The sequence below is a fragment of the Chryseobacterium lathyri genome (genome assembly GCF_019970085.1).
Taxonomy (GTDB): domain Bacteria; phylum Bacteroidota; class Bacteroidia; order Flavobacteriales; family Weeksellaceae; genus Chryseobacterium; species Chryseobacterium lathyri.
In genome coordinates this window covers 184,175-202,184 of record NZ_JAHXYG010000004.1, presented here as the reverse complement: position 1 = coordinate 202,184, position 18,010 = coordinate 184,175, and the positions used below count along the sequence as shown (strand labels likewise).

At 34.9% G+C, this 18,010-nt stretch carries 28 protein-coding genes, 1 tRNA gene and 1 pseudogene; 10 read left to right on the top strand and 20 right to left on the bottom strand.

Annotated features, from left to right (window positions below):
• The first annotated feature begins 197 nt into the window (after positions 1–197).
• Both dinB and LC418_RS13965 read left to right on the top strand, forming a co-directional pair.
• A complete protein-coding gene (gene dinB, locus LC418_RS13970) occupies positions 198–1,346 on the top strand; it encodes a DNA polymerase IV (RefSeq protein WP_223559582.1) in 1,149 nt (382 codons plus the stop codon).
• 11 nt (positions 1,347–1,357) lie between these two features.
• Complete coding sequence (locus tag LC418_RS13965) at positions 1,358–4,402, top strand: DNA polymerase III subunit alpha (RefSeq protein WP_223559581.1); 3,045 nt, start codon at positions 1,358–1,360, stop codon at positions 4,400–4,402.
• 30 nt (positions 4,403–4,432) lie between these two features.
• Here LC418_RS13965 and LC418_RS13960 read toward each other — a convergent pair whose 3' ends face one another.
• The 14 genes from LC418_RS13960 to LC418_RS13895 all read right to left on the bottom strand — a co-directional run bounded on the left by LC418_RS13960 (position 4,433) and on the right by LC418_RS13895 (position 9,184).
• Positions 4,433–4,648, bottom strand: coding sequence for a hypothetical protein (locus LC418_RS13960; RefSeq protein ID WP_223559580.1), 216 nt, complete (start codon positions 4,646–4,648; stop codon positions 4,433–4,435).
• Positions 4,649–4,843: 195 nt separating this feature from the next.
• A complete protein-coding gene (locus tag LC418_RS13955; protein WP_223559579.1) occupies positions 4,844–5,044 on the bottom strand; it encodes a hypothetical protein in 201 nt (66 codons plus the stop codon).
• 28 nt (positions 5,045–5,072) lie between these two features.
• Positions 5,073–5,510 carry a hypothetical protein gene (locus LC418_RS13950; protein WP_223559578.1) on the bottom strand — a complete coding sequence of 146 codons (438 nt, stop codon included), beginning with the start codon at positions 5,508–5,510 and terminating at the stop codon, positions 5,073–5,075.
• Between the two features lie 3 nt (positions 5,511–5,513).
• Positions 5,514–5,765 carry a hypothetical protein gene (locus LC418_RS13945; RefSeq protein ID WP_223559577.1) on the bottom strand — a complete coding sequence of 84 codons (252 nt, stop codon included), beginning with the start codon at positions 5,763–5,765 and terminating at the stop codon, positions 5,514–5,516.
• A complete protein-coding gene (locus LC418_RS13940; RefSeq protein ID WP_223559576.1) occupies positions 5,762–6,253 on the bottom strand; it encodes a hypothetical protein in 492 nt (163 codons plus the stop codon). Before LC418_RS13940 ends, LC418_RS13945 begins: the two co-directional genes overlap by 4 nt.
• A gap of 2 nt (positions 6,254–6,255) precedes the next feature.
• Positions 6,256–6,642, bottom strand: a complete 387-nt coding sequence (locus tag LC418_RS13935; RefSeq protein ID WP_223559575.1) for a hypothetical protein — start codon at positions 6,640–6,642, stop codon at positions 6,256–6,258.
• A 61-nt stretch (positions 6,643–6,703) separates the two neighbouring features.
• On the bottom strand, positions 6,704–6,856 hold the full coding sequence (locus tag LC418_RS13930) for a hypothetical protein (protein WP_223559574.1): 153 nt from the start codon (positions 6,854–6,856) through the stop codon (positions 6,704–6,706).
• A 3-nt stretch (positions 6,857–6,859) separates the two neighbouring features.
• Positions 6,860–7,084, bottom strand: coding sequence for a hypothetical protein (locus LC418_RS13925; RefSeq protein ID WP_223559573.1), 225 nt, complete (start codon positions 7,082–7,084; stop codon positions 6,860–6,862).
• A 67-nt stretch (positions 7,085–7,151) separates the two neighbouring features.
• Positions 7,152–7,424: a YqaJ viral recombinase family protein gene (locus LC418_RS13920; protein WP_223559572.1), complete on the bottom strand. Its 273-nt coding sequence runs from the start codon at positions 7,422–7,424 to the stop codon at positions 7,152–7,154.
• Positions 7,411–8,007 carry a hypothetical protein gene (locus LC418_RS13915; protein ID WP_223559571.1) on the bottom strand — a complete coding sequence of 199 codons (597 nt, stop codon included), beginning with the start codon at positions 8,005–8,007 and terminating at the stop codon, positions 7,411–7,413. The genes LC418_RS13920 and LC418_RS13915 overlap by 14 nt, the downstream gene beginning before the upstream one ends.
• Before the next feature lie 14 nt (positions 8,008–8,021).
• The gene (locus LC418_RS13910; protein WP_223559570.1) at positions 8,022–8,201 is read right to left on the bottom strand and encodes a hypothetical protein; all 180 of its coding nucleotides are present in this window, start codon (positions 8,199–8,201) and stop codon (positions 8,022–8,024) included.
• Positions 8,202–8,370: 169 nt separating this feature from the next.
• A complete protein-coding gene (locus LC418_RS13905; protein ID WP_223559569.1) occupies positions 8,371–8,559 on the bottom strand; it encodes a hypothetical protein in 189 nt (62 codons plus the stop codon).
• A 1-nt stretch (position 8,560) separates the two neighbouring features.
• A complete protein-coding gene (locus LC418_RS13900) occupies positions 8,561–8,881 on the bottom strand; it encodes a hypothetical protein (RefSeq protein WP_223559568.1) in 321 nt (106 codons plus the stop codon).
• A gap of 30 nt (positions 8,882–8,911) precedes the next feature.
• Positions 8,912–9,184, bottom strand: coding sequence for a hypothetical protein (locus LC418_RS13895; protein WP_169234523.1), 273 nt, complete (start codon positions 9,182–9,184; stop codon positions 8,912–8,914).
• A 175-nt stretch (positions 9,185–9,359) separates the two neighbouring features.
• Between LC418_RS13895 and LC418_RS13890 the strand changes: the two genes are divergently transcribed.
• The 3 genes from LC418_RS13890 (at position 9,360) to LC418_RS13880 (ending at position 10,966) form a co-directional block, all read left to right on the top strand.
• Positions 9,360–9,863 (top strand): hypothetical protein, encoded by a 504-nt coding sequence (locus LC418_RS13890; RefSeq protein WP_223559567.1) that lies wholly within the window; start codon positions 9,360–9,362, stop codon positions 9,861–9,863.
• 130 nt (positions 9,864–9,993) lie between these two features.
• Positions 9,994–10,284 (top strand): hypothetical protein, encoded by a 291-nt coding sequence (locus LC418_RS13885; RefSeq protein WP_223559566.1) that lies wholly within the window; start codon positions 9,994–9,996, stop codon positions 10,282–10,284.
• Positions 10,285–10,447: 163 nt separating this feature from the next.
• Complete coding sequence (locus tag LC418_RS13880) at positions 10,448–10,966, top strand: hypothetical protein (RefSeq protein ID WP_223559565.1); 519 nt, start codon at positions 10,448–10,450, stop codon at positions 10,964–10,966.
• A gap of 236 nt (positions 10,967–11,202) precedes the next feature.
• On the opposite strand, the gene LC418_RS13875 is transcribed toward LC418_RS13880, so the two are convergent.
• Both LC418_RS13875 and LC418_RS13870 read right to left on the bottom strand, forming a co-directional pair.
• Positions 11,203–11,619 carry a hypothetical protein gene (locus tag LC418_RS13875; protein ID WP_223559564.1) on the bottom strand — a complete coding sequence of 139 codons (417 nt, stop codon included), beginning with the start codon at positions 11,617–11,619 and terminating at the stop codon, positions 11,203–11,205.
• A gap of 100 nt (positions 11,620–11,719) precedes the next feature.
• Positions 11,720–11,992, bottom strand: coding sequence for a hypothetical protein (locus tag LC418_RS13870; RefSeq protein WP_223559563.1), 273 nt, complete (start codon positions 11,990–11,992; stop codon positions 11,720–11,722).
• A gap of 252 nt (positions 11,993–12,244) precedes the next feature.
• On the opposite strand from LC418_RS13870, the gene LC418_RS13865 reads away from it, so the two are divergent.
• From LC418_RS13865 to LC418_RS13855, 3 genes are read left to right on the top strand one after another with little or no spacing between them, the layout of a single operon-like run.
• Positions 12,245–12,649: a hypothetical protein gene (locus LC418_RS13865; protein ID WP_223559562.1), complete on the top strand. Its 405-nt coding sequence runs from the start codon at positions 12,245–12,247 to the stop codon at positions 12,647–12,649.
• Positions 12,650–12,651: 2 nt separating this feature from the next.
• On the top strand, positions 12,652–13,185 hold the full coding sequence (locus LC418_RS13860; RefSeq protein ID WP_223559561.1) for a DUF4468 domain-containing protein: 534 nt from the start codon (positions 12,652–12,654) through the stop codon (positions 13,183–13,185).
• On the top strand, positions 13,175–13,345 hold the full coding sequence (locus tag LC418_RS13855; RefSeq protein WP_223559560.1) for a hypothetical protein: 171 nt from the start codon (positions 13,175–13,177) through the stop codon (positions 13,343–13,345). Before LC418_RS13860 ends, LC418_RS13855 begins: the two co-directional genes overlap by 11 nt.
• Positions 13,346–13,375: 30 nt before the next feature.
• Here LC418_RS13855 and LC418_RS13850 read toward each other — a convergent pair whose 3' ends face one another.
• The 4 genes and pseudogenes from LC418_RS13850 to LC418_RS13835 form a co-directional block, all read right to left on the bottom strand.
• Positions 13,376–14,017, bottom strand: coding sequence for a Rha family transcriptional regulator (locus LC418_RS13850; RefSeq protein ID WP_223559559.1), 642 nt, complete (start codon positions 14,015–14,017; stop codon positions 13,376–13,378).
• A 306-nt stretch (positions 14,018–14,323) separates the two neighbouring features.
• Entirely contained in the window at positions 14,324–15,436 is a 1,113-nt protein-coding gene (locus tag LC418_RS13845; RefSeq protein ID WP_223559558.1) for a tyrosine-type recombinase/integrase, read from the bottom strand.
• Between the two features lie 95 nt (positions 15,437–15,531).
• Positions 15,532–15,605: transfer RNA gene (locus LC418_RS13840), tRNA-Ala, on the bottom strand.
• 163 nt (positions 15,606–15,768) lie between these two features.
• A pseudogene (locus LC418_RS13835) lies at positions 15,769–15,912 on the bottom strand (AraC family transcriptional regulator); the annotation flags it as partial.
• 131 nt (positions 15,913–16,043) lie between these two features.
• Between LC418_RS13835 and LC418_RS13830 the strand changes: the two are divergent.
• Both LC418_RS13830 and LC418_RS13825 read left to right on the top strand, forming a co-directional pair.
• On the top strand, positions 16,044–16,868 hold the full coding sequence (locus LC418_RS13830; RefSeq protein ID WP_223559557.1) for a helix-turn-helix domain-containing protein: 825 nt from the start codon (positions 16,044–16,046) through the stop codon (positions 16,866–16,868).
• Positions 16,869–17,064: 196 nt separating this feature from the next.
• Complete coding sequence (locus LC418_RS13825) at positions 17,065–17,973, top strand: alpha/beta fold hydrolase (protein ID WP_223559556.1); 909 nt, start codon at positions 17,065–17,067, stop codon at positions 17,971–17,973.
• Positions 17,974–18,010: the final 37 nt, after the last annotated feature.

The following is an 18,010-nucleotide window of genomic DNA, read 5'->3' as shown; positions in this document are numbered from 1 at the left end:
TGTCTCTCGTATCCCGGGAGGCTTTTTTTTGTGGATAGCTTTTTAATGCGTCACGTTTTGTCGCATAAGATGCGTTGTTTTGGTGAGTAAATTTTTTCTCTCTGATAAGTGCATGGTTTCAGGGAAAATGTATTTTGATATAAAATGTATCAATAGTTTTTACATATTTTGATTTAAAATATATCTAATTTTGTCACATGGAACGTGCAATTGTACATATGGATTTGGATACTTTTTTTGTATCCTGCGAGCGGCTGGTAAACTCTGAACTCAACGGAATACCCCTAATAATAGGCGGTGGAGACAGGGGTGTTGTTTCGTCATGTTCCTATGAAGCCAGAAAATTTGGCGTACGTTCAGCAATGCCCATGCGTATGGCTTTGCGACTTTGTCCTCAGGCAAAAGTAGTAAAGGGAGATATGGAATTGTACTCTAAAATGTCTCATGCTGTAACAGAAATTATCGAAGAAAAAGCACCGGTCATGGAAAAATCGTCGATTGATGAATTTTATCTTGACCTGACTGGAATGGATCGTTTTTTTGGCGCCTATAAATGGACAAACGAATTAGGATCGAAGATTGAAAAAGAAACGGGGCTCCCGATCAGTTATGCGCTTTCAATTAATAAAACAGTAAGTAAAATAGGAACGGGAGAATCTAAACCACACGGGCATATAGAAATACCATCTATCGGGGTTCATTCTTTTTTAAATCCATTGCCTATCAAAAAAATGCCTATGGTTGGCGATGCTACTTTCAGATTATTGTCTCGTGTTGGAATAAGAACTATTGGTACACTTTCCGAAATGCCGGTTGAAGTTCTGCAGCAAATGATTGGCAAGAATGGAACTGATCTTTGGAAAAAGGCAAATGGAATTGATGAAACGGCAGTAGTTCCTTATTCAGAACGAAAATCAATTTCTAAAGAAAGGACATTTAGTAGTGACACAATGGATGTTAACGAAGTGAAGAGGTTAATATCAGGAATGGCTGAGCAACTAGCTCACCAACTGCGCCAGGAGAAGTGGCTTACTGCCACCGTAGTGGTTAAGATCAGATATGCCAATTTTGACACGGAAACGAAACAGTGTCGTGTTGCTTATACTTCTGCTGACCACACGCTTTCCAGAGTTGCTTTGGAGCTTTTTGATAAAATTTATTCTCGACGTATGCGATTAAGACTCGTTGGATTAAGATTCACCGATCTGGTCCACGGTAGCTACCAGATGAATTTATTTGAAGATACGGCCGAATTAATGAGTCTTTACCAGGCAATGGATAATATTAAAAACAGGTTTGGTAGTGCTGCAGTCGGTAGGGCTGTAGGATTTGATTTCCCACATTAATAATCAGAAGCATGTATCTGAATTGTCATTCATATCATAGTCTGAGATACGGAACGTTATCTATAGACGATCTAGTGTCACAGGCCGCGTCTTTGGGCATAAGCGAACTTGTGCTTACTGATATTAATACTATTACCGGAATTTATGAGTTCAAAAAGAAATGTGAATCAAAAGGAATAAAGCCAATAGCAGGTGTTGAAGTTCGAAAGGGTAGTGATCTATTTTATATCACCGTTGCAAAAGAGTTTGCCGGATTAGGAGAGGTAAACAAGATTTTAACAGCTTATAATTGTGATGGCATTGAACTACCGGAACATCCTAACTTTCACCATAATTTCATTATTTATCCCCTTCAAAACAGACCGGGGTCCCTGAAAGACAATGAATATATAGGAATAAGGCTAGAGGAATTAAATCTTTTAATCAGGCCAGAATACAAGGATCTTATTTCAAAAATGGTTATTCTACAGCCGGTCACTTTTGCAACCAAAAAAGAATATAACTTACATTGCATTTTAAGGGCTATTGACAATAATACACTATTGTCATTACTGCCTAAATCAGAAATCTGTCAGAAATCTGAGTACTTCATGTCGCCTGAATTGTTACTGGCTGGGTTTAAGCATTACCCACAGATAATTGAGAATTCTAAAAGGCTTTTGTCTCAGTGCACCTTTGAGTTTGAATTCTCAACACCACGCAATAAAAAGCATTATACAGGTACAAAGGCCGATGATTTAAAGCTCCTAACCAGATCGGCATATGCAGGCTTAGAAAGAAGGTACGGAAGGAACCATCCGGAGGCGAAGGCCAGAATTGATAAAGAGCTGAAGGTAATCGATGAGTTAAATTTTAGTGGTTATTTTTTGATCACCTGGGATATTATCCGCTACAGTAACAGTATGGGCTTTATGCATGTAGGGCGGGGAAGTGGAGCAAATAGTATTGTCGCCTATTGTCTTGGAATAACGGACATATGCCCTTTAGAGCTTGATTTATATTTTGAGAGGTTTCTTAATTTAAATAGGAAAAGCCCGCCGGATTTTGATATAGATTGGAGCTGGCAGGAAAGGGATATTATTCTGGATTATATTTTCAATCGATACGGTAAAAATTATGTGGCTTTCTGCGGTACCAATGTCGAATTCAAATATCGCTCAATCATCCGGGAGGTTGGAAAAGCGTTTGGTTTGCCGAAAGAAGAATTGGACGAACTCAGTAAAAACCCTGAACGTGTATTTAAAGATGAAATCGTGCAGAAAGTTCAAAAATATGGAAAATTGCTTGAGAAGTTCCCTAATCAACGGAGCATGCATGCTTGTGGTATTATTATTTCCGAGGAACCGTTGACAAATTTTACAGCATTGGAGATGCCACCAAAAGGCTTTCCAATTGTACAATGGGATATGCATGTGGCAGAAGAGCTGGGGTTTGAAAAATTCGATATTCTTTCACAGCGCGGACTCGGTACCATTAACGATACAGTAAAGCTTATTGAAGAGAAGCGGGGGATTACTGTGGATATTAAGGATACAACAATTTCGAAAGACGAAAAAGCGTGTAATGAGTTTTTGAGTCAAGGCCGAACTATTGGATGTTTCTATATAGAATCACCAGCAATGAGGGGGCTTTTAAGAAGGCTGAAATGTGATAATTATAAAGTATTGGTTGCCGCTTCATCAATAATACGCCCTGGAGTAGCCCAATCCGGAATGATGAGAGAGTATATCTTCAGGCATAATAATCCTAATCAGTTTGAATATTTTCATAAGGTATTTGAAGAGCAGCTGGGTGAGACCTATGGAATTATGGTTTACCAGGAGGATGTGATAAAAATCGCTTTGCATTTTGGAGGATTGTCTGCTGCTGATGGTGATATTCTCAGAAGGGCCATGAGTGGTAAATACAGATCATTGGATGCTCTGCAAAAAGTAAAGGATCATTTTTTTGAATCATGCCGGAACCTGGGACATTCGGAGGACTTAAGCAGGGAAGTCTATAGGCAAATTGAATCTTTTGCGGGATATTCTTTTTGTAAAGCGCATTCAGCATCATATGCAGTTGAAAGCTACCAGAGTCTTTACCTTAAGGTTTATTATCCGCTGGAATTTATGGTTTCAGCAATCAATAACATGGGAGGCTTTTACAGGACAGAAGTTTATGTTCATGAGGCTAAAATGGCGGGTGGAAAAATACTTAACCCCTGTGTAAATAAAAGCGAATATGAAACAACGATCTATGGAGATGACATTTATCTGGGGTTGATGCTTTTGGAGAAAGTAGAGTCGAAAATTGCTCAATTGATTCCGGAGGAAAGAAGGAGAGGTGGAAAATATAAATCGATGGAAGATTTCGTTAAGAGGATTCCGGTAGGTATAGAAACCCTACAAACTCTAATTTTCATCGGAGCTTTCAGATTTGCAGGGGTTCCAAAGAACGAACTGTTGCTTAAAGCCAGAGTATTGCTTGGAGACTTTAGGCCGGACCGTAGACTTCAGACCTTATTTGAAGAGCCGGTAAAGGATTTTAAATTTCCTGAATTGAAACGAAATATCTTTGAAGACGCTTTTGATGAAATCGAAATATTGAGCTTTCCGGTTTCGTGTACTCCGTTCGATCTTTTACAGACAAAGTATAGAGGCCATGTTATGGCTAATGAGTTGGTCAAATACCATAAAAGAGAGGTTAAAATGCTTGCCTACTTGATTTCAAGAAAGCATGTACCAACTAAAAGAGGAACGATGTTCTTTGGCACCTGGATAGATGTTGAGGGAAACTATTTTGATACCGCGCACTTTCCGGACTGTCTGGAAAAATACCCGTTTCAGGGTGGGGGCTGCTATCTTTTGTTGGGTATTGTGGAAGTTGATTTCCATTTTCCGACGATTACCATTACAAAAATGGCAAAGATGCCCTTTATTCCAGATCCGAGATATTCCCATGATGAAGAAAAGAGATATGAAGCACAGGAGCGAATTAAGGAAGATGTTAGCATGACATTTAGAGCTCCTTATCCACAAGAGCATGAAATCGGACTTCCTAGAAAAAAGATATAAAATAGCCCCTGTTAATGCAGGGGCTTTGTTTTATTTCGGCAGCATAATCATTTTCTGATTAGCACCTTCTCTGATTACTATTTTATTTTCGTCAGCCATTCTCTGAAGAAAAGCATTACGATCTTCGATTGATAGATTCAATATATGGTCAAAATCACCCATCTTATTGCCTCCGTTTCCTCCGTTTTTAATTTGTTTCGCCTTAACGATCTCCAGTATCTGTTTTTCTAGTTCTTCTCTGTCCATGAGACAAAGATAATTATTACTTTGATAACATCCAGCGTAAAAAGTAAGCTACTCCAGCTATCCAAATCCAGGCTAAAACTCCGATCATTTGCATTTGAGTATCTTTATGTTGAAAAAGCAAGCAGTCTTTAATAAATTGTTTCATGGTTTCAAATTTAGTTATCTTGTTTTGTTTGGGGTTGTGGGTTTCCGTAATTAATCAGGTATAAGTGGTAATTCTCCCCACAATATAACCTTGCCAATATCCCATTCAAAAAAATTACCTACAATCCAGAATTTACCTGTCCATTTTCCTATCTCCATTTCTTTTTTTCCATTCTTTTCTATAACACATAAAACTTTTTTACTCTCATCGGGCATTTTTGTTGTTACTTTATACCATTGCATTGCTATCATCTTTTACAGTATTTCCAATATTCTCATGTTATTCTTTTATTGTTAGTTCTTCTCCGGTTAATGCGAAATATAAGTTTTGGAGCTGGTGGACGTAATAAATTAATCGATACCCGCCTCCATACTTCGTAATATTCCAACAATTTTCCTTTGTTTCAAATTCTTTATCCAATTGTAATTCGTGTTCATAATTTTCATTAAATGCTATACAATGAGAATTAGATTTTTCTATCTCAAACCCAAATTTCAACAACCATTCTTCTGTAAGTTCGATTGGTTCAGAACCACAATAACTTTCAACACGTGGGATATATAAATTTTCTAACATATAGTGCCAACCTTCACCTAATGCTCCATTTTCATCAATCCCAGTGATTCTGCACAGTCCTTTATACTGCTCATCAGTTTCGAGATCTTCCCATATTCCCGTTACTAAATTTCCAATTCTGTATTCTTGTACGTTTTTCATGATTTAATTTTTTGATGTCTGTATTTTAAAAGCTGTGAACTCAATCCATTCACCGTAATATTCAGCGCCAAATGAATATGTATATCCTAATTTATGACAGGTATTTTTTAATAATTCCTGATTCTCTTTTCTAACCGGGAACCCGTCATTAGTAACATGTGTTTCTCCTTTTTCCATTCGGTCGTATAGTTTTCCATATTCAACCCCAGCACAGAAGCTTTTACTTTGGTCTGGAAAGCTTATAAATAGTTTCATGATTTATTGGTTAAAGTTGCTTTGTTGATATACTGATCTTCAGAAAGGTTGAAGACATTGAAATGATGTTTCAATAAAATCTGTATAATCTCATAAGGCTGGCGCATCATGTTTTTGACACTTAACGTATGAAAGGTATACTCTTCATCAAAATCTAATATGATCATATCTTCATTTTGAATAATAGAAAAGCTTTGATCGGGACTGATTACATTCGCTATTTCATTGATTAAAAATACCCCACCTTCTATTTCCTTTGTTAGGTAGGATAGGTCGTAGAGTATTGGTTTTGCCTGATCGAGGTCACATAGATAATATCCATTCTCAGCGGTTATCACTAATTCGTAATTTCCATGTTCTAAATTAATTTGAGTTACTTTTCCAATTCTTTCACTATCGGGCTGCAGGTAAGTGTCTTTATCTACTCTAGCTTCCAAACCATACGGAAAGTATGCAGCGTATATTTTCAATTGTTCTTCTTTTGTCATAGCTAATAGATATTCTGAAGTATTGTGTTCATTGCTGTGTCTAATTCATCTTCGCTAATTTCAATTTCTAAAAGATTACTTGAAACTTCTTCATGCATATTAATTCTGATTTCGCCATCCGGTAATTGACAGAATCTTTTAACAATGCATCTGAATGAAATATAATCACCGTGATCATAAACACTATCAAATAGTATTTCCAATACTTTTAAATATTCAAACCATTTTTCTTCTGAACTATAAGAGTTTTCATATTTATAATATTTACCAATGTAGCATGTTAATTCATCATGGTACTCATCAGAAAGTTGATTTTGATATAGTTCATTTATTTCCCGTCTTCTTTTATTTAAAGATTCTAATTCTTTTTTGTAGGCTTCTTTTGTCATTGTTTTGTTTTTAGTGGTTAAAATCCATCAAATTCAGGCAGATTATTATATTCTTCTTCACTCATTTCGATAACATAATTTCAGACTGAATATTTTCACCTATGTTAACACCTTCTTCTATTTCTAATTTTAATGTTTCAATAATATCATCAAGATTATGAGATATTAAATAGCTCCCGTTAATTTCTAGTTTATAACATTTAATTTTTTCCATTGGTTATTTTTTAATTAGTGAGTGTAGAAAACTTATCAGTTCCGAGGATTGGTCTTTTAAATAGTGTTTTGACATATCCCATTCAATCCAGTTTTCAAACTGATCATAAAAACCTCTCGTAAAAAATCCTTGGCCGTTATTTTCAGTAATTTCAACATGCTCATCATACCATTCCAGCACATCGTTAAGCATCGGTTCTTTACCAATTACTTTTGAAAAAAGACTCATTTCGTCCTTAAAGTAAGTAACAATTCCTCCTGAATTTTTCCAGAGTATGTGCAGAGGATTTCCATAGTTAAGTATTGTTCCATACCAACTTTGCGATCCTTTCAGCTACTCTCGGTTCAACTTCATTACCTCTTTCCATAGCTGAATTATAATACTGCGGCTCTGGTGGTGAAAGCATTTCAGCAACACAATCTGAAACGTAGGTTTTTGCACCCACTGACAATGCCTCAGATTTATTTTTTGGCTCTGAAAGAAGCTTGTAAATCTCACTTGCTGTAAAGTAGCTCGCACGAAAGCTCAACCATTCTTCGTCGTTTTTGAAGCCTTTATAATTTACCATGAGCTTGCATTTTTTCTGTATTAGACTTTCCGGTTTCTGCGAGATTAGAATCTAGCGTAAAAGCAACTAAGTCGGCTCTATTAAGGTTTGCGCCGAAGATGTTACCAAACATATCACAAGCATCTTTAACTGCTAGTGTTTTTGCCAATGGAAAAGCCATTGAAATTGCATTGTTATTGATGTTTTGCAGATCGGATGGACTTGTACCAGATTTTGTCTGTAATTGACTTGCACCGATGCCGTCATGAAAATACCATTCACCATTGATAGGGCTTTTAAAATGAACTCTTACCGTCACCCAGACGCCATTGAATGATGATCCTTGACTAGTTATTTCAATCTTGTATTCTTTGAAAATCTTTCTCAAAAGATGTTCTACCTTATCAATAGGCAAATACTCATAAGGTTGTTTTTGTTTTGCACCATTAATAATCACTTCTTTCTTAATAATAGGGTGTTTCACAATCCATTTTGGCGGCGGATTTTGACTCAATAAAAAATTCAATTGGTCATTCTTCCATGCTGATTCTATGTCAGTTGTCAAGTCTGCAAGGGTTGGTAGGTTTTTATTGCTAGTACTCATATTTTGTGTATTATTTATTTTGCTAGTTGACGGGCCATAGCTTCAAGAGCGGCGGTTTTAGCCTTTCGGCTGGCGGTGTTCGATCCCACTCGTTCACCGCCATTGGGCTTTTTGGAAGCGTTTTTTTGGTCGAGAAACCGATAAATGTGTTCAATCGGTATTTGCTCTAATATTTTTGTTGATAAACTTTTCATGCTAAATGTAATTTTGCTGATATCTGTTGTCTAATAGTGTATCGCCAATTATTTAGAAAATGTGGATTTGCCAAGCAGGCAACTACACCCGATTTAAAGTCTTTAGCTGTAAACCATTCTACCCATTTTTGATGTGATACAAAACGGTTCTTGAATCTATTTTTTAGTCTCATTGTGGTTTATTTAAAAAGGTGATAAATTCATTTACATACAATCTCAAAAAGCCCGAAATCATTAACCCTGCGGCTGCAAGAATTGAGTTTGAATAATTCAATGCAGTTCTATTTGCATTTGCCTCACAATCACTCATGATAACCAGTATCGATGCAGCGATTAAAATATTTAATACTGTTTTCATACTAATATTCTTTTTGTAGTTTAATTCTCATGTCTGCAAAGTCATAATCATCTTCATTCATCTCAATAGAGTAGTTGTCTTTCAAGTAGTTTTCTACCGCTTTTTCAAGATCATAGGTCAAGTCAGCGATCTTTTCACCCTCATCAGCCAGACAAAACTTTGAATCTGTAAAGTCAATGCAGATTGTCGGTGTGATCTGTAAGTAACCAGTATACACCCCGTAAGTCGGATTAAAATCAACTTCACCAGTGATGAAATTCTCATTTTCAAGTCTTTGAAATGCGATGTTTTCTAGCTGTGGTATTGAGATGGTTGTATGCATGATGAAAGAATTAATGGTTGAATAATATTTTTAGATGCAGTCGATGACTTTTTTAATGTCTCTTTTACAATTGCTAGCCTGTTTCATTTTTGCATCAGCATTTTCACAAGCTTTAATCAATAGAAGTTTCAAGGCGGGTAAATTGTTTTCTGAAACTGAATTACCTCGGTAAACTAGATCTCTCAACGTTGAAGAACTAACACCATTTACTTTGCTTATTACATCGGCCCTATCATACTTTGTTGTGAATTCTCTCAAGTGATCTGAAATCTTAACCGAAATCGGTTCTCTTATTTTTAGCATTAGCATAAATTTTTATTACTTTTGTTGTTTTAGTTGTTTTTGTATTCTAATTACAGCCCTTATCGTTGTAATTGTAGTACAAATATATTACACAAATTGTAAAATATAAAACATTTTGTAAACTATTTTATTTTACATTATGTAAAACATTGATAACCAGTGAGAAAAATTTAGTATGAGAGAACGTATTTGGTACGAAATGGTAGATGCAAAATATAAGAGTATCTATTGCGGTATCTTTTTATCAAGGCAAAGGATTATTAATAAGTGGTTTAATGTATTTATATTGGCATTTTCTACTTCTGGGGTAATAGGGTGGCCATTTTGGAAAGGATTCCCTTTTGCTACAAGTATTATTATTATGATTATGTCTCTTGTAAAATTATTAGGGACCGAATTAGTGCCAAATGATAACACATTTAAAAAGGCTGAAAAAGCGATTGATATGTACTGTGATTACTTTAACACATTAGAAAATCTATGGTATGAGTTTGATCGTGAAAATATAAATGAGACTAAGGCAATGAAGAAATTTTATGCAATAGTCTCTAAGGAAAAAGATATAAGTAAAATTGTAAATGAAATTATCAAAAGTAAAAAATTAGCTTTTCAGAATAAGGCTGAGATGGAGTGCGATAATTATTTTAATAACATATTTAATACCAATAATAATGGCTAAACAAGAACAACCAAGGCCGCAACAGCCGCCACAGCGTCCAAATCAAAATCCCAACCCAGACAAAGGTAGCAATAACATACCTACACATCGGAACCCACCGCCACCGCCACCTAAAACGAAATAGTCTAATATGAAGAATGATTTTTTAATGATTTATCTTTTAGAACATAAAAAAAGTAGAAACATTCTAGATAAAATAAAGCTTTGGTGGCTAAAAAGGGATAATCCATCATATAAAGAAGATCAATTCTTAGTTAATGATTTGAAAAAAAGAGGGTACATATCCGATGTCAACCAATTGGAGACGGAGTTGGCTCGTTCATTAGAGATTTGTTTAGCTACCTTAAGAACTGCTTCTTCGACAAGTAGCCTACCGCCATTACTATTAGAAATTGGGAGGTCGCCGGTTTCTATAAAATGACAGATAATTGATCCAGTAACAATCGTGTCAATTGGTGTATTGAAAACATATTTCTTAGAGTTTAATAATTGGAGCATCACTCTTTCTCTAGTTTTTTGAAGACTTTTTGGGCCTGCAGGTAAATTTTTATAATCCATAACCATTTAATATTTTATACAAATATATGAAAGAAAAACAAAATGATACACATAATGTAAAACAATTGCCGGATTTGAGCCTTCGGTTTCTGCAGATTCTTGAAGAGAATAATCTAACAGGGTATCGATTAAAAAAAGACAAAACAGCAATTACTCCTTCCAAGCTGACTCACATTAAGAATGGTAGGAATAAAGTCACAGATGATTTGATTGATGCGTTATTGAATTACATACCTAATTTAAGTAAAGTCTGGCTTTTAACCGGTGTTGGCGAAAAATATAAAGACAATCTTGATAAGAAGAAAGCTCCTAAAGAAAATGAAACAGCGAGCGTTGCCGACAGAATTAAGGATAAATCGTATGATGACCAAATGAAAAAACTTCATAAAGAAATTAACGATTTAAGGAAAGAAGTTTCAGATTTAAGAGCAACAGAAGAGAATCATACTAAAGCTATATTACAGGCAATGCGAAATGAATTTACGGCGGTATTCGATTATTTTAAAAAAGAAAATGTAAGAAAAGAAAAAGAGAACACAAAATAGAGTTCTCCTAATTTAAATTGTACTGGACTATAAAAATACCTTTTCGAAATCGATCTAAACAGTCATCAACATCTATCGCTGTAAGATAGTTGAAGTCGGTTGATTCCATTCTAAATAAAGACCTATTTAATCGATCCATTATGAGGGCGTGATTTTCAATATATTCCTCGAACTCTATACTGTTTTGTTTATAAAGCCTTCTATTCTTTTCAAGCATTTTTTCAAGGAGTAAATATTCAGGAGATCTCATGTTGATTATTTTCAAGTAAGGTTATTTTATTTTTCAGTTGTGAATTTTCGTTAGCTAATTTGTCAAATCTATCTTTTACGTCCTCTTGGAAAATATTTTCTGCATTTTCAACTATAGTTAGTAGCCTAACATATCTTAAAACATACATAAAGCATAGAGTCCCAACAACCGAAATGACGAAAAATAGCCAGCTATTTAATTGCAAATAATTTACTTCTTTTCCAATTATAGGCGAAAAGTAAACAGCACCCGCATACAAGAACATGCTTAGGGGGAAAAAGTACAGTCTTGGGTTTGGTTTGAAATATGTTGCTGTTATTAGAATAACGGGCGCAATATATAATGTTGCTAACCATATGTTAACAGTCATTAAAACGCCTCGAGAATCTCTAGCATCTTCCATCCCTGGAATAAGCCATTTTGACAAAACATCCAAACTAGGTAAAAAAGCCGACACTATTACTAGTACCGACCCGATATAAGCTGATTTTGATTTCTTAATTTTATTTCCTTGGTGGAACGTCTTTTGGGTCTCCTCCTTCACTTGGGTCAATATTGTTTTCTGGATCTAAACCGGCCCCATCTGTAGGGCTTGCTAGTATTGTATCACCAACCTTAGCTGTTTCTTCTCCTGTGTTAGTAATTTTTAGTTTTTCTATTTTTACAACTTTAGATTCGAGAGTAGGCTTTACGGTCTCATCGTCGTTTCTCTCATGTGTGCATGAAAATAGCAATACACTTCCTGCTACAGCTAAAATAATTAGTTTTGTCTTCATTGATAATAAAGTTTTAAATTCTTTATAAAATTACTAATTAAATCAGTCACTTACTTCATTATATGTCACTTTTCCTTGAATTGCTAATATAAATAAATATTTCAAATTACAATGATTTATTTTTTATTTTCATTTATTTTATAATCATTCAAAAAAAGGGGGTATTTACGGATACCCGTAATGGAGTGGAAGTATTATATTTATCTTTGCAAAAAACATATCATGAAGAAACTGCTACTTTTTTTTATAACAATGTCAATTCTCATAATGCAAAGTTGTGTGAATAATTCTGATCAGGAAAATGAAAATATCCTGCATGATGGAAGCCGAATTCAAAAAGAGTTGATCGGAACATGGAAATTCTGGGGAAGATTTTCTATCGAAAGGAATAATTGGATTCCTGCCGATCCGGATCAGAAGTTTATTTATATATTTAATTCTAATAGAACCTTTTCTTATTTTGATGAAGCTTCGGGAACAATTTTGAGTGGCGACTTTGATATTATTCATGCAACGGGAAAAACAAATCCTTATTTATTGCTTCGCAGCAAGAGCAATGGGGAAATATTATCTAAAAAAATACTTATCATTTCCCTTGATAATGAATTTATTTCTATATTCGAGCATACTAATGAGGATAGATATCAAAGACAATAACCATGAAAAAGACACTAATATTTTTTGCATTTATACTAACTACAATTCTGTTTTCCCAAGAACTAAAATACGAAGAAGTTGTAAAAGTAGACTCTACCGTAGCTAAAGATGAGTTATACAACCGCGCAAGAAGCTGGATTGCCAATACATACAAAAGCGAGAAGGACGTTATGAGTATAGAGGATAAGGCATTGGGTGAAATATCAGGAAATGGATCAATACGATATGATCCAAATAAATTTTATTTTGGTGCCGATTGCGCAAGAGGCTATATAACATACAAAATCAATCTTTATATAAAGGATGGTAGATTCAAATATGTATTGCATTCTTTTATCCATGAAGGTACTAGGTGCGAAGGTGGGGGAATAACTTCTTGCGGAGTGCTAACAAATGACTTGGAAGCTCCTGAGGATAAATGTCCAAATAAAGGATGGCGAGAAATTAAGGGCCTGACTAATTCCAGAATAGAATCTCTTGTTTCCGATTTAAAAGAAGCAATGAATAAGAAGTACGAGGGGAGTAATGACTGGTAGGATAAACCCAAACTACATTGCAGCGAAAGCTTTGCTTGACCTGCTTTCTACTGATGAAAAAAGAAAGCTTTGCGCTGAAATACTTGAGGGACTACCAACCGAAAAAATCGACAGGAAGAAGAGGGTAGATGATTACAAAAAATGGCTTGATAAAAAATAAAAAAGCCCCAGATTGTCGGAGCTTATTATTTTATGAGAATATAGTTTCGTTGAATACAACTTCCAGAACGTTTCTAGGGTAAAGTTTGACTTTTCCAAACCGTGGATCCGGAACTTCGTCTGTCGGAAAACCGTTTTTCTTACAAATTGCAGCGGCTTTTCTGCCAATCGACGAAGCAATCGTTAATCCTACGGTTATTTTATTCAATATCGCAAATCCCATTACAGAAAAATAGTCCGGTCTTGTTGCTGATTTGGCTTCAATAAGATTTACTTTCGATTCCAGTTGCTCGATTTGCTGCTGCTGTTGAATTTGGTTCATGCGTAATTGAATAAACGGATCATTTTGATATAAATTCATTGAATTAGATTTTTCTTTTTCTAACTGCTCCCATCTTAGAATCACCTTTGCTCTTGCTTCATCATTGAATTTTGTAGCAATAAATAAGCACTCAGTTTTTGATAATTCGAACATTGGCCTTAATTCTCCTTTCACATCACTGTAATTAACGAGGGAAAATTTTCCTTGGTTAACATTCGTCCATGCTGGCTCCATTCTTCTAATTGACTTCATCAGGTCTGAATGAGGTTTTCCAGTTAACTCTGCAAGCATCAAACTTGTCATTTTTTCATTGCCATTATTCCCGGCAAAATTGTTTACATTTGCATTCATAGTGAAAAATAAAAGCCACAATAAGGGGTGTCAATACATCATACATTTAGAGAAGTGTAACCCTTAAAGTGGCTTTTTTATGTTTAGTAATTCAAATCGGATTTGATATGACTATATTGACATGACAAATTTAAATCGTGATTTCCGATTTTCCAATAGCTAATTTACAATTACTTACCGGTTTTATCTAAATCTATACTTTAATTTCTGTTTTTTTGTATCTTCCGGAAAAATTTAGTATTTTATGGTTTATAATTTTCTTTACATAAAGAAAGGGACTACTTAAAGTCCCTTTTGTTGATTTTATCAGGTTGTTGATTTAATCCGTATGCTTTTTTGAGCCTCTAATCTTCTTTTTTCACGCCCAACAGTATATATGGAGGTTGTTCTGTCGTCACGGTGTCCTGCCATAATTTGAGCACTGTAATGGGCTGCCTCAACTTTATCAAGCCATGTGTACTTTAATTTATATATTGTTCCTATTCTGATCTTATTCTTCCAAAATTTATAAATGTAATCTCTGTGGAGTTCTGTATTACCTGGAATAAATCCATAAGAAAAAACAAATTCATCATCTGAAATTTTCGTTAATTGCCTTTTCCAAAACTCCAAAGCGTCAGGCACGATCGCTCTTTTTTCTCTTATATCTAAACTTCCTTTCTTAAGGAGTATAGTAAATTCCTGCTTTTCCAAATTAACATCTTTAGCTTTCAATCCAAGCATTTCGGGAACACGACACCCGGACATATAGAAAATCTGATAGAAATTATAGAATTGAGGTACATCTTTTAAAATACGCTCAACAATGCGTTCCAGTTCTTTATCTGTAAATATTTCCTTCTTCTCTACAATGTGCTTTTTAGATTTAATTCCCGTACATGGGTTAACTTTCAGGCACGCTTCATCTACAAGATCAGTAAATAAGGAGGATAGCATTTTCTTGTATTGATTGTAGCTGTAATTCGTAAGTTCCGAATATTCTAGAATTTTTTTGACATGGATAAGTTCCACATCTTTAATTTTCAGGTAATCCAGTTCAAGCTTTTCAGCAGTTTCTTTAAACTTTTTCAAACAGCTCTCAACAACTTTCCGGTGCTCAGGCGTGTAGATTTTTTTCTTTAAAACAAGTTCCAGGGATTGTAGCAATGACAAATTAGGGTTAAGTTCATCATCCATGAACATGAATTGCTTAGTTCGGGGATTGTAATCTTTTTCATCAAGAAGAGAAGTCATCTGTTTTAAAAGAAGTCTTTCAATCTCCTTTCGTTCTTTCTCAGACTTGAAACGATTTAGCTTACGACGATAAGTAAAGGGTTTTTCTCGGCCTTCTTCATAGAAGCGACATTGAATAAACCAGTCATCATTTGAACTGGTCACAAGGAACTCGGAGCGTCTGCATCCGAAATTAAGATTTTTCATACGTATTAATTTTTGTTACCGATTTTGTTACCGATTAATACGCTTCCAAAAATTTGATTTAAATCAAACCCTTTGTGGGAAAGGGTTTGAATGAGTGGAGAATACGGGGATCGAACCCGTCACCTTTAGACTGCCAGTCTAACGCTCTAGCCAGATGAGCTAATTCCCCTTTTCCTTAAAGCGGTACAAAAGTAAGTATTTAAACGATATTTCCAAATTTTTTCTCATTTATTTATCAGAATTTATAATGATTTTTAAAGCTTTAATATGCGATACAAAATTTTAAGTAAGCTTAACAATCTGATTTGAAGGCAATTTTATCGTGAAATGAATCAATTATTTATTTTATCAAATTCTGTTTCAGATTCTTTCTTTAAATAGCTTATAAACAAGGATGGAGACAAAGAGGTTACTTTTTTAAATACCGTCGTAAATTTATTGGGTGAAGAAAACCCTGTTTCATCGGCTAAGGTAGCTACTTTATATTTTCTATATTGGGTTTCGGAACTTTAATTCCATTTGAAGAAAGCCCGTATTTTATAATTTATTAATTTTACAAGAAGATGTTAACGCGAATAAATTAACAACAATCTTTTCAAACCCTACAATGATAAAGGAATTTTCATACAAAAAATTTGGCAACCTGGAATTCAGCAAAAACTCAATTCAAAATGATGCTCTCACAACAATAAATGAACATATCAAAGTCCTGTTTATTCCTCAAAACGCTATTATTCAAGTGGATTTTCAGGAAATCGAAATGAAAACCGACACTTTGTTGTTCATTAATCCCCATGTCATTTTAAAGCCCTGTGAAACCATCGGAGGTCAGCTAATGCATTTTAACAGAGATTTTTATTGTGTAGAAATTCATGATCATGAAGTGGCGTGCGATGGTATTTTGTACAATAATGTGTTTGAAATCCCTTTTATAAATTTAAACGAAGAACAGTCTACCGAGATTCAAAAGATCATCAGAGATATTCAGTCTGAGCTAAGAAATGAAGATTCCGGTACAGAAGAGATGTTAAGGACCCTTTTAAAATTAATTATTCTGAAATCTACTCGAATCTGGAAACAGCAGCATCAATTATCTGACAAAGAGCAGCAGGCTGATGTGCAGTTTTTAAGAAAATTCAGCAAATTGGTCGAGCAACATTATAAAACGCTTCATACTGTTGCGGATTATGCAGATTTGCTGTGCGTTACCCCAAAAAATCTGAGTAAAAAAATAGGATTAGTGAGCAAAGACACTCCCAATGAAATTATAAAAAACCGCATTATTCTTGAAAGCAAACGGCTTTTAGCACATACAGCAATGAACGTGAAAGAAATTGCCTATAGTCTGAATTACGAAGATGATGCTTACTTTGTCCGCTTTTTCACAAAACATGTTGGAATATCACCAACCAGTTTCAGAAAACAGTTTTAAAGGACCATCTTTTATATATCATCCTATAATAAAGCACAATCTCACAGATCGTGCTTTTTTCGTATGTACCCTAAACCCGGTTAGGCAAAAAGTGCAATTCAAAGCGAAAACCATCCATTGATATGACCTTACAATTCCCCCAACTTTGTACTATCAAAAAATAACAATTATAACAACAACTAAATATTTAAAAATCATGAAAAATTTAATTTTAGCAATCGTATTATTTACAACATTAATTTCAAGCCAAGTATTTTCACAAACTAAAAGAAGCCCCGCCTCCTTTGGAAGGGAAGAATATATTGAAGTAGAAAAGAATGTGCGGCTTCATGTAACCGACCTTGGTGAGGGGGAGCCTATTGTTTTAATTCACGGATGGCCATTGAGCGATGCTATGTATGAATATCAATATGCCAATTTTATTCAAAAGGGCTACCGGGTGATAGGAATTACATTAAGAGGATTCGGATTATCCGATAAACCCGGAGGAAAGTATAACTATGATGTTTTTGCGGATGATATTAAGGTCGTTTTAGATAAACTGGACATTAAAAATGCAACAATCGGTGGATTTTCGATGGGAGGTGCAACGGTCATTCATTATGTAGCCAAATATAATGCGGCCCATGTTTCCAAAATGGCATTGTTTGGAGCAGCGGCACCTGTATGGACAAAACGTGCGGATTTTAATTATGGTTTATGGACCAAAGAGGATGTTAATGGATTGATTAATCTCAACAATACAAACCGTCCAGAGCTATTCGCCACATTCGGTAAAATCTTTCCTGCAAATGACAACAGTGTGTCTCAAGGGCATGGAGCCTGGTTAGGAAATATTCAGGCTCAGGCATCACCTTACGCAATGGCAGAAGGGCTAAAAACCTTAAGAGACAGTGACTTGCGTAATGACCTGAAAAAAATAACAATTCCAACACTGATTTTACACGGTAAGTTAGATAAAATCTGTTCCTATGATCTTGCTGAACAAATGAAAGCCTTACTTAAAAATGCCACTTTGGTTCCTTTCGAAAAAAGCGGTCATGCCCTTTTCATCGAGGAACTGGAAAAATTTAATAACGAATTATTCAACTTCATCAAAAAGTAAGTGAAAAACAAAAGAGGTTAGTTTTCTACAAGCTAAC